Raw genomic sequence first — 10,373 nt, forward strand, 5'->3', positions numbered from 1 at the left:
GCGACGTGACGCCCGCCACCAGCGGCGCACCGCTGACTGCACCCGCCACGGCCGAAGCCACCGATGCCGTGTTGCGCCTCAAATACCTGGACGGCGGCCACGGCGACGGCTGCCACAACGAGGACGATGCCTACACCCTGTCGCGCAGGCGTTTCCACCACCTCACGTTCTACGGCTTCCTGCTGTGTTTTGCGGCCACCAGCGTGGCCACGCTGTACCACTACCTGCTGGGCGCGCCCGCACCCTACGACCTGCCCAGCCTGCCCAAGCTGCTGGGCGGTGTGGGTGGCGTCAGCCTGGCCATTGGCACGGCAGGCCTGTGGCGGCTGAACCAGCGCCGCCATCCGCAACACGGCGACGCCGCGCAAAAGCCCATGGACCGCGCCTTCATCGCGCTGCTGTTCCTCACCGCCACCAGTGGCCTGGCCCTGTGGGCCGCGCGCGGCACCGCCGCCTTGCCGCTGCTGCTGAGCCTGCACCTGGGCGCCGTGATGGCGCTGTTCGCCACCATGCCCTACGGCAAGTTTGCGCACGGCATCTTCCGCACCGCTGCGCTGCTGCGCCACGCGGTGGAAAAGCGCCAGCCCCACCCCATCGGGTTGAGCGCCGACTGAGCCCTCGACCACAACACCCCCACGATGAAGGAGACACCGATGAACAAACGCACCCTGCTGCGCAGCGCCCTGGCGCTGGCCAGCTTTCCCTTGGTCTTTGGCGCGGCCGCGCAGGACTTCCCACCCAAGAAGCCCGTCACGCTGGTCGTAGGCTTTGCCGCAGGCGGCGCGGCCGATGCCGCCGCGCGCCTGATCGCCAAGAAACTGGGCGAGAACATCGGCCAGGCCGTGGTGGTGGACAACAAGGGCGGCGCGGGCGGCAACATCGCGCACCAGTTTGTGGCCAACGCAGCGGCCGACGGCACGGTGCTGCTGTTCGGTTCGGTGGGCCCGCTCACCATCGCGCCGCACCTGATGAAGCTGACCTACGACCCGTTCAAGGACCTCGCCGCCGTGTCAGGCGGCGTGAACTTTCCGAACGTGCTGGTGGTGCACAAGGGCGCGGGCGTAAAGACGCTGGCCGAGTTCGTGCAGCTTTCCAAGAAGAAGCCCGGCAGCGTGGACTTTGCCTCGACCGGGGCGGGCTCGGCATCGCACCTGGCGGGGGAGTTGTTCAACCAGCGCGCGGGCATCGACATGACGCATGTGCCCTACAAGGGCGGCGCCCCCGCGCTGCAAGACCTGCTGGGCGAGCGCATTACCTCCTACTTTGCGGCACCGCCCACGGCGCTGCCCCATGTCGAGACGGGCAAGCTGATCCCGCTGGCCACCACCGGCCTCACGCGCCCCGCCTACCTGCCGGGCATCCCCACCGTGGCGGAATCGGGCTTTCCGGGCTTTGAGGCACTCAACTGGTATGCCTTCGTCGCCCCGGGCAAAACGCCGGTGCCACTGCTGGAGCGCTGGAACCAGGAGATCGTGAAGGTGCTGAACGATGCGGGCGTGAAGGAGGCGCTGAACAAGCATGGCCTCACGCCGCAGCCCACCACACGCGCCGAGCTGACGGCCTTCATGAAGAAGGAATCGACGCAGTGGGCCACCATCATCAAGGAGCGCAAGCTCACGGCCGAGTGACGGCCTCCTGCACTGCGCCATCTGTCCGCACCAGCCCATCGTCCAGCAGCTGCGCCAGCCACGCGCTGAGCTGGGCGGCATCGCCGTCCCACAGCCCGCTGCCCAGCAAGGCAGTGCAGGCATCGTGCACGGAGGCCCCTGCGTACAGATCGCCCACCCAGCGCGCCTCGGCGGCATCCAGCGTGCGGAAGTGCGGCTGAAAGCCCTTGCGCCACACCAGCAGGCCCAGAGGCGCAGGCAGCGCCACAGCCTCGGGGACTTCAGCGTCGGCATCGATGGCATTCCACAGGCTGACCACGTTGGTGGTCACCGTGCGCAGCAGCGCGCTGGGGTGCAGCACGGCGGGCCGCGTGGTCCAGTCGGTAGCGGCATGGGCCTGGTCTCTGCCGAGCACAGGCTGGTCTGCCCCATCGAAGCGGGTGCGCAGGTCCCAGTCGAGCTGCGCGAGTTCGTGCAGCTCGGGGTTGGCGGGATACTGCTGGCGCAGCGCGTCCACCAGCCCCTCGCCATAGCGGTTCAGGCTGCGGATGTGCGGTGGGTGGGCAACGGCGTAGGCACGTGCATGGCTGTCAAAGTGATCCGATCCCATGTAGAGCGCCGTTTTGGCATAGGTGTCGGCCAGCACCTCGGCCAGCCGCGCGCGGTAGGCGTGGTGGTAGATGGGCAGGCGGCCAGTCGCCACAAAGTCCCGTGACGCGGCGGCCAATGGTTCCGCCAGCACCCGATCTGCCACCTGCCGCTGCACCGTGGCCAGGCAGGGCGCATCGGCCCCTTCGGAGGGCGGCAGCGCCACGGGGACCACAGCGCCTGGGGGCTGGGCTGTGTGGTCTGCCGCAATGCGCCGGGCGATGTCCATCTCGGCCAGCAGCTCGACCAGCGGCGGGATGTGGTCGTCGCGCTCGATCATCGCGGCCACGGCGCCAAAGCGCGCGCAGGCCTGGGCGTACAGCTCCCATACCGGCTCCGCCACCGGGTGGTCGTGTGTGTCGATGATGTGGTCGCCGTTGTCGCTGTGCCCGGCCAGGTGGATCTGCTGCACGCGGTGCGCGGGCAGGGCATGCAGGTATTCCAGCGGGTCAAAGCCATGGTTCACGCTGCTCACATGGATGTTGTTCACATCCACCAGCAGCAGGCAGTCGGCCTCTTGCGCGACGTAGGTCAGGAACTGCCATTCACTCGCGCTGTCGTGCCGGTAGCGCAGGTAGCTGGAGACGTTCTCCACCACCAGCCTGCGGCCCAAGACATCCTGCGCGCGGCGGATCTGCGTGATTACGTGCCGCGCAGAGGCATCGGTGTAGGGCAGCGGGTACAGGTCGTGCAACTGCTCGGGGCCAGGGCCCGTCCAGCACAGGTGGTCGGACACCCACAGCGGCTCGATGCGGTCAGCCAGCGCCTTCACGCGTTGCAGATACGGCACATCCACGCCCTGCGACGCACCGATGGACATGGCCACGCCGTGCATGGCCACGGGGTAGTCGCGTCGGATGGCATCCAGCACCGCCAAAGGTTTCCCACCGTCGATGAGGTAGTTGTCGGTGATGATTTCCAGCCAGTCCAGTGGCTGCTTGTGCGCCAGGAAATCGGCGTAGTGCTGCGTGCGCAGGCCCAGGCCAAAGCCGGTGCCGCGCGTGGCGATGGGTTCGTTTGCCATGGCGGGCCGACGGCCCCGGCGCTACAACCGCAGCGCCGGGGCCGTCCGAATCTTCAACCTTTGATATCGCCGATGGTGCCCTTGTCCATCAGGCACTGGGCCGCCGTCTTGGCCTTGAAGCCGTGGCCCTTGCAGGCGTTCTGGCCCTTGCAGCTGTGCTCGGCGGTGGCGCAGTCGCTGTTGCCCTTGCAGTCGTGGACGTTGTAGCAGTGCACCTTGTCGTTGGCGGCAATGGCCGCACCCTTGGAGCCCTTGGGCGCATCGGCCGCAAAGCTGGTGGATGCCAGTGCCAGCAGGGCGGCAGACAGGGCAAAAGAAGCAGTGGACTTGGCTTGGGTAGACAGCATGGTGGTAACTCCGAAAACGTTGAGGGATGAATGAAGCGGGTAGATCACGCTGCACAACACAGCGCTCTCTGCCTGGTAATTCGTCCCCCGCACGCTGCGGGTTACATGCAGTCCAAAAAATTTTGGCGTTGCATCTCCACGCTATTGCGCAGAGGGTTCAGTCACCGAGATGTCGGTGTGCACCAGTGTGAGCGGAAAGCGCTGGCCTGCCAGGTAGTCCTCCAGGCAGCGCAGCAGCAGCGGGCTGCGGTGGCGCTCGGGGCAGGCGCGGATCTCGTCGGCCGTGAGCCACAACGTGCGCACGATGCCGGTGTCGAGCGTGCGCCAGTCATGGTGCGTGCCCAGCGTGCCCGCAAACGCAAACCGCATGTAAGTGAGGTCGTCACCGGTGCGGGTTTTGGTGAAGCGGTTGAGGTACACACCAATCAGCGCCGTGGGCTCGAAGTCGTGCGCGGTTTCTTCCAGCACCTCGCGCGCGCAGGCCTGGATGGGCGACTCGCCCGGGTCCAGGTGGCCTGCGGGGTTGTTGAGCTTGAGGCCGTCCGTGGTTTCTTCCTCGACCAGCAGAAAGCGGCCATCACGCTCGATGAGCGCGGCCACGGTGACGTTGGGTTTCCAGCGGTGGGGCATGGCGGGCATTATGACGAGGGCGGGTGACACTGCGCCTACAAGGTCTACAGCGCTCGCGCCATGTACACCGCGCCTTCACCGTAGCTGGCGAGGCGGGCCTGCTGGGTGGCGTCCTGCAAGGGGTGCAGTGCATAGCCCTGCCGCTGCCAGTAAGCCTGCGAGCCCTGCACCGAGACCAGCGCGCTGTGCCGCAGCCCTTCGGCACGGGCCTGCGCCCACAGGGGCTGCAGCAATGCATGGGCCAGGCCTTGCCCCGCATGGGCAGGCAGCACGGCCATGTCGTGCAGGTACAGCGTGTCGGGCTGGGCAGTGGCTTCAAAGTCGCCATGCAGCGGGGTGACCTTGCCGCGCACGCTGCGGTAAGCCGCCAGGTAGGCACACACCGTGTCGCCCTGCTCCAGCACCAGCGAACAATTGGCGGGGCTGGCGAGGCGGCGGGCAAACACCTCGCCGCTCTCCACAAACCCCTCGCCATAGCAGGCCAGTTGCACGGCCAGCAGATCGGACAGGTCGCTCAGCGCCAGCGGGCGCACCACCACGGACATGAGTGAGCTTGGTTCGATCAGTGCGGCAGCACGGGCGCCTGCACGAAGTCGTCCAGCGACAGGCCCTTTTCCTTCAGCAGCGCCTCCAGCACCGGCTGCAGGCGGCCCAGGCTCTCCTGCACGGCCTCGCGCACGGTGTCCACCACCACCTGGGTGCTGCGCTCGATCTCGATGTTCAGGCGGTCGCCCACCTGCTTGTTCTCGAACACGGTGGCGCGGCGGGTCTCGGGGATCATCCAGATCTCGAACCAGCCCTCTTGCCGGTTCACCTCGGCCACCGTGAGGCTGGCGCCGTGAATGGCGATGTAGCCCTTGGCAAAGATGTAGCGGCGAAACGCCTCGGGCACGGCCACGCGCCACACCAGGTTGTTGTCGAACTCGCGCCGCTCGATGAGTGTGCCGGTGAAGTCCACATGGCCCGACAGCGGATGGCCGCCAATCTCGGCACCGTCCTTGGCCGCGCGCTCCACGTTCACGCGGTCGCCCTGGCCGTAGCTGCCCAGCGTGGTGATGTTCAGGCTCTGCAGCATCACGTCGAAGTTGGCTTGCGTGGGCGACAGGATCTCGGTGACCGTGAGGCAAACGCCATCGGTGGCCACGCTGGCGCCAATCGCCAGGTCCTGGCAGAAGCCCTCGGGGAAATCGAGCGTGAAAGTGCGCAGCCCTGCGCGGTCGTGGATGGCGGCAATGCCTGCCGTGGCTTGGACGATGCCTGTGAACATGGTGGCGCGGCTTGTGGAGCGTTGGAAGGGGAACCGGGAATTTTGCCACCCGGCCCCCACCGCGCGCTGGCGCCGGGTTACTTGGCTTGCAGTAGCCCGCCAACCTCCAACAGCGCCAGCTCGTTGTCATCCGCCTTGTTCGGGTCGCGGCTGCTGCTGAAGGGCAGGTTGTTGTCGTTGCCCACCACGATGTGCGTGCCGTCCACGATGTCCACGTTCTCGATGGTGAAGAACGGGAAGGTGAGCACGCCGTTGTTCAGCGGCTTCTTGGCCAGGCGCTTCGGGTCCTGGATGTTCATGAGGTCGATGTAGCCGATCTTGCGGATCTCGCCGCCCACGTTGGCGTCGCTCATCTCCACCTTGTACACGCGCTTGAACTTGGCGAGGTCGTGGAAGCAGTCCGCGCGCTTCTGGCCTTCGGGGCAGGCCTTGTCGGCTGTACCTTCGCCGTTGTCGCGCTCGATGATGAGGCCCGTGGTCTGGTCGATCATGTTGAAGTCGCCAATCGCGTGGTGGTTGGCCTCCAGCACGTACTTCCAGTGGCGGCCGGTCCACTGCTCGGTCTTCACGTCGAATTCGAGCACGCGCAGGTACTGCTTGCCGCCCACGTTTTCGTAGGCCTTGGCGTCGTCGTTCCACAGCGCGCCTTCAAGCAGGGCGTAGAGCTTGCTGCCGTCCTTGCTGGCGGCCATGCCTTCGTAGCCCTTGGAGCGCTTGACCTCGAACGGTGTGGGTTTTGCATCGGGTGCGCCGGGCATCAGCACGCCGGGCGCATCGGGCGAGCGCACGGTCTTGCCGTCCACCTTGGTCTCGAACACCGCCAGCACCTTGCCGCCCAGGTCGGCCTTGATGAGGAAGGGGCCGAACTCGTCACCGATCCACAGCGCACCACCGGCAAACTGGAAGCTTTCGGGGTCGAAGTCGGCGCCTGTGAGGTAGCGCTTGTCAGTGCCTTCATGCGTGATGCGGAACGGCACCTTCTTGTCGGGGTCGTGCAAGAACACGGTCTGGCGGCGCTGGAACTGGCCGCTGGCAAAGTCCACGCCGTAGTGGCTCAGGTGCAGCATGAAGTCGGGCGAGTTGGCCTTGGAGCCTGCGCCGTTGTCGGTGAGGATCCAGAACGATCCGTCGGCCATGCGCTTGATGCCCGAGTGGCCCTGGATGGGCTGGCCCTGGAAGGGCAGCGACACGCCCGTGTTGCGCCCGCCGGACTGGCCCATCACCGTGCCCACGGCGTCCACGCGGCGCGGGGTGGTGAACTTGCCGCTGACCTGCAGGTCCTGCGGCGCATCCTTGGGTGCAGGGATGACGGTGAAGGCCGGCAGCACAGCGTGACCGGCCAGGGTGGCGGGGTAGGCCTGCTGGGCGATGGCAGAAGGGGAAGCGGCGGCGCAGGCCAGCGCAGCGCAGGCGGCCAGGGCAGAGAATCGGGACATGGTGGCAGGGGCAAAAAAGTAAAGCGGCCACGATGCCGCCAGCGCATGACGCGGCTGTGACGGCCAAGCCACGGGCTTGGCGGACAGGGCTCCGAGAAAGCTACTATTTTTATAGCTACTCGGGCTTACCCATCAGGCGCAGGAGTCCTTTTTTGATCAGATCAGCCGCTGCACCGCCTGGCGCCGCCACACGCCATGGAAGTACAGCCCCTGCAACAGCATCGCGCACAGGTAGGTGGCGGGGTAGGCCGCCCAGGTGGCGACCAGGCCAAACTGGCGGCCCAGCACCCAGCCCAGCGGCACGATGAGGCAGGCCAGGCAGCCCAGCGAAATGAGCGTGGGCGCCAGCACCGTGCCGCTGGCGCGCATCACGCCCGAGTACACGCTGGCGCGCCCGAAGAAGAACGCGCCCCACACGGTGATGCCCAGCACGCTCGCGGCGATGTCGATCACCCGCGCGTCGGCCACAAACAGGCCCACCACCCAGGGCGCGGCAGCAAACACCAGCACGGCCAGGCCACCGGTGAGCCACAGGTTCATGCGCATGCCGGTGCGGGTGACGGCCACCAGCTGCTGCCCCTGGCCCGCACCAATGGCCTGCGCCGCAAACACCGACGACGCAATGGCCACGGCCATCGCCGGGAACAGCACATACGACATGACCTGGCTGGCCGCCCCCCAGGCCGCCGTGGCGGCCGAGCCATGGGCGTTGACCAGGCTGAGCAGGCCCAGGTCGGCCAGCGAGCCGGTGATGAAGAACAGGCCCGTGGGCACGCCCAGCCGCACCAGGGTGCGCAGCAAGGCTGCGTCCAGCCGCACCTGCGCCAGCAGCGCCCGCGTGGGGGCCAGCACATGGGCGCGGCGCCGCAGGTGCCAGGCCGTGTAGCCCAGCGAGCACAGCGTGGCCAGCAGCAGCGCGGCCACGCCGCCCAGGATGCCCAGCGCAGGCAACCCGATGGCAGGCACGCCCTGGATGAACGGCGGCGCACACACCACCGTGACCGACAGCGACACCCCCAGCGCACGCAGCGGCGTGACGGTGTCGCCGGTGCCGCGCAGCAGCGCGGCCGTGAGCATGGAGGTGAACAGCAAGGGGAACAGCACCATCATCCCCCGCGCATAGGCCACCGCCTGGGGCAGCACGTCGGCCGGGGTGCCCAGCAGCCGCATCAGGGGCTGCACGGCCACCACTCCCAGCGCAGCCAGCACCAGGCCCAGCAGCAGCCCCGTGCACAGCGTGGTGCCCGCCACGGCATGCAAGCGTGCGTGGTTGCGTGCGCCAAAGGCCTGGCCCACCAGGATGGAGGCCCCGTTGCCCAGGCCCATGATGAAGGCGCTGAGCAGCAAGAACAGCGGCATGAACGAGGCCACCGCCGCGAGCGAACCCGCGCCCAGCAGCCGCCCCACGTAGATGTGGTTCACCGTGCCGGTGAGTGCCTGCAGCATGTTGGTGAGCACCAGCGGGCCCAGAAAAACGAGGAAGCGGCGGTTGAGCGAAGGCGCCGGGCTGGCGGGGTGGGCCGGGTCTGTCATGGCACCGTGCGCTCTGTGGTCCAAGGGGTTGGGGTGCTGTGGATGGTCACCCGCGTGCCGACCACCACCCGGTCAAACAGGTCGATCACATCGGCATTCGCCATGCGCACGCAGCCGTGCGACAGCGGCACGCCCATCGCGCAGTCATCTGGACAGCCGTGGAGGTAGATGTAGCGGCGCAGCGTGTCCACCGCACCACCCCGGTTCACGCCGGGCTCGCAGCCGGTGAGCCAGAGGATGCGGCTCAGGATCCAGTCGCGCCCCGGGTGGGCGGCGGCGAGTTCGGGCGAATACACCTCGCCCGTGGCGCGGCGGCCCACGAACACCGTGCCAGGCACGCAGCCCGCGCCCACCTTGGCGCGCACGCGGTGCTGGCCGCGCGGGGTGCAGCCGCTGCCATGGATCTCGCCCACGCCGTTGAGTGCGGTGGAGATGCGGTAGCTGCGTTCCGTGGCCCCGTCCACCACCAGGGCCAGCCGCTGCTGGGCCACGTCGATGTGCAGTTCGGTGCCCGCCATGGGGATTCAGCCCGCAGCCACCAGGCCCGCGCCGTGCCCGCGCGTGAAGGCTTCTTCAAACACCGAGTAGCCCGACCAGTCGCTGTGCGCAAACGCCAGGCGCGCGGTGGTGGGGGTGGGGATCCAGGGCGTTTGCTCTGTTTTTGATAGCTTATTGGGCAATCTGGTCGCGCGGTGAAGGCCAATTTTGCTCAAATATTCCAGCACCCCGGGCGTGGGGATGGCCATGGCGTGGCCGTAGCGGGTGATGTCCACGCGCGTGGCGCGTTCGCGCAGGTCGGGGTGGGGCACCGAGAGCGCGGCGAGTGCGGCGTCGGCCCAGTGCTGCCAGGGCTGGGTGGCCAGCTGCTGGCGGCCGTCGGCCACGTCGCCGAGTGCCTGGTAGTAGGTGAGCACGGTGGGGCCGGTGAGGGCGGCGCGCGGGTCCAGGCCCTGGTGGCCTGCGTTCACATAGCCCAGGCCTCCGGCCGTGGGATCGGCATACAGCACGTTGTCCCACGCGGGTGCGGCGCCGGGGCGGTCGGCCAGCGGGCTGTTGATGTGGATGTTGGCCACCAGCCAGGGCGCCCACTGCAGGCGTTGCGCTGCGCCCGTGAGGAAGGCAGGCGGCTGCTGCACCACCCGCGCCGCCAGCAGCACGGGCAGCGCCACGATGCACTGCGGCGCCACCCAGCGCTCCACGTTGCCGGTGCGGTGGTTGAGGGCGTCCACCTCCACGCCGTGGCGGCCTTCGGTGATGCGCAGCACGCTGGTGGCGGTGCGCAGCTGGCCGCCACCTGGGGCACTGCTCTGCAGGGGTTCGGCCAGGCGCTGGGTGAGCCAGCCATTGCCTTCGGGCCACGTCAGCACGCTTTCGCGCGCTTCGTCCACCGCCTCGCCGGGGGCATGAAAACCGTGGCGGCTCGCAAAGTAGTGGATGCCCGCCCAGGCCGACACGCGGGCGGCACCCGCGCCGTAGTCGTCGCGGCAGCAGTAGTCGAGGTACCAGCGCAGGTGGGCGTCATCCAGCCCGTTTGCCGCCAGCCATTTTTCAAAAGTAATAGCATCCAGCGCTTGATGGGCGGGCGCAAGTGGCTGTTTTTGGCTCCATAACTTGATCGCAGGCATCGCAAACCGGGCGGCGCGGGCCTCGGCGTCCACGGCGCGGGCAAAGCGGCGGTACTGCGCCAGTGTGGCCTCGCCCACGCCGTGCACGGGCAGCAGGCCCTCTTGCCATTCGCCGTCAAAAAACAGGCGCTCCTGCGGGCTGTGGCACAGGTGGCGTTCGTCGTACTGCCAGCGCCCGCCCACGCGCTGGCGCACGCCCAGTTCTTCGAGCAGGTCCTGCACCTCGCGTGCGTCGTCGCCGGGCACGGGCAGGTAG

At 68.0% G+C, this 10,373-nt stretch carries 10 protein-coding genes and 1 pseudogene; 2 read left to right on the forward strand and 9 right to left on the reverse strand.

The features are described 5' to 3' along the window. Positions 1 to 614, forward strand: a pseudogene (gene tcuB, locus AC07Z7_RS24265) (tricarballylate utilization protein TcuB); the annotation flags it as partial. A 39-nt stretch (positions 615 to 653) separates the two neighbouring features. Then, positions 654 to 1,628 carry a Bug family tripartite tricarboxylate transporter substrate binding protein gene (locus tag AC07Z7_RS24270; protein ID WP_494767927.1) on the forward strand — a complete coding sequence of 325 codons (975 nt, stop codon included), beginning with the start codon at positions 654 to 656 and terminating at the stop codon, positions 1,626 to 1,628. Here AC07Z7_RS24270 and bufB read toward each other — a convergent pair. From bufB to AC07Z7_RS24315, 9 genes are all read right to left on the reverse strand, one after another. After that, the gene (bufB, locus tag AC07Z7_RS24275) at positions 1,615 to 3,279 is read right to left on the reverse strand and encodes an MNIO family bufferin maturase (RefSeq protein ID WP_494767928.1); all 1,665 of its coding nucleotides are present in this window, start codon (positions 3,277 to 3,279) and stop codon (positions 1,615 to 1,617) included. The genes AC07Z7_RS24270 and bufB overlap by 14 nt on opposite strands. Positions 3,280 to 3,332: 53 nt before the next feature. Further along, complete coding sequence (gene bufA2, locus AC07Z7_RS24280; RefSeq protein WP_252657980.1) at positions 3,333 to 3,626, reverse strand: BufA2 family periplasmic bufferin-type metallophore; 294 nt, start codon at positions 3,624 to 3,626, stop codon at positions 3,333 to 3,335. A gap of 141 nt (positions 3,627 to 3,767) precedes the next feature. Continuing rightward, a complete protein-coding gene (locus AC07Z7_RS24285) occupies positions 3,768 to 4,256 on the reverse strand; it encodes an NUDIX hydrolase (protein WP_094289735.1) in 489 nt (162 codons plus the stop codon). 44 nt (positions 4,257 to 4,300) lie between these two features. Next, on the reverse strand, positions 4,301 to 4,801 hold the full coding sequence (locus tag AC07Z7_RS24290) for a GNAT family N-acetyltransferase (protein ID WP_494767929.1): 501 nt from the start codon (positions 4,799 to 4,801) through the stop codon (positions 4,301 to 4,303). A 17-nt stretch (positions 4,802 to 4,818) separates the two neighbouring features. Next, entirely contained in the window at positions 4,819 to 5,523 is a 705-nt protein-coding gene (locus tag AC07Z7_RS24295; protein ID WP_056056705.1) for a riboflavin synthase, read from the reverse strand. A 77-nt stretch (positions 5,524 to 5,600) separates the two neighbouring features. After that, a complete protein-coding gene (locus AC07Z7_RS24300) occupies positions 5,601 to 6,959 on the reverse strand; it encodes an esterase-like activity of phytase family protein (protein WP_494767930.1) in 1,359 nt (452 codons plus the stop codon). Positions 6,960 to 7,115: 156 nt separating this feature from the next. Continuing rightward, entirely contained in the window at positions 7,116 to 8,492 is a 1,377-nt protein-coding gene (locus tag AC07Z7_RS24305) for an MATE family efflux transporter (protein ID WP_494767931.1), read from the reverse strand. Next, positions 8,489 to 9,010, reverse strand: a complete 522-nt coding sequence (locus AC07Z7_RS24310) for a L,D-transpeptidase family protein (RefSeq protein WP_494767932.1) — start codon at positions 9,008 to 9,010, stop codon at positions 8,489 to 8,491. Before AC07Z7_RS24310 ends, AC07Z7_RS24305 begins: the two co-directional genes overlap by 4 nt. Before the next feature lie 6 nt (positions 9,011 to 9,016). Continuing rightward, on the reverse strand, positions 9,017 to 10,373 hold a 1,357-nt coding region (locus tag AC07Z7_RS24315), incomplete at its 5' end, for a flavin monoamine oxidase family protein (protein ID WP_494767933.1).

The organism is Acidovorax sp. GW101-11A03, from assembly GCF_059424825.1.

Bases quoted from the DNA above. Each gene is read 5' to 3' on its own strand.
- AC07Z7_RS24285 (WP_094289735.1), bottom strand. From the start codon at position 4,256: ATGCCCCACCGCTGGAAACCCAACGTCACCGTGGCCGCGCTCATCGAG.
- AC07Z7_RS24270 (WP_494767927.1), top strand. From the start codon at position 654: ATGAACAAACGCACCCTGCTGCGCAGCGCCCTGGCGCTGGCCAGCTTT.
- AC07Z7_RS24300 (WP_494767930.1), bottom strand. From the start codon at position 6,959: ATGTCCCGATTCTCTGCCCTGGCCGCCTGCGCTGCGCTGGCCTGCGCC.
- bufA2 (WP_252657980.1), bottom strand. From the start codon at position 3,626: ATGCTGTCTACCCAAGCCAAGTCCACTGCTTCTTTTGCCCTGTCTGCC.
- bufB (WP_494767928.1), bottom strand. From the start codon at position 3,279: ATGGCAAACGAACCCATCGCCACGCGCGGCACCGGCTTTGGCCTGGGC.
- AC07Z7_RS24295 (WP_056056705.1), bottom strand. From the start codon at position 5,523: ATGTTCACAGGCATCGTCCAAGCCACGGCAGGCATTGCCGCCATCCAC.
- AC07Z7_RS24290 (WP_494767929.1), bottom strand. From the start codon at position 4,801: ATGTCCGTGGTGGTGCGCCCGCTGGCGCTGAGCGACCTGTCCGATCTG.
- AC07Z7_RS24305 (WP_494767931.1), bottom strand. From the start codon at position 8,492: ATGACAGACCCGGCCCACCCCGCCAGCCCGGCGCCTTCGCTCAACCGC.
- AC07Z7_RS24310 (WP_494767932.1), bottom strand. From the start codon at position 9,010: ATGGCGGGCACCGAACTGCACATCGACGTGGCCCAGCAGCGGCTGGCC.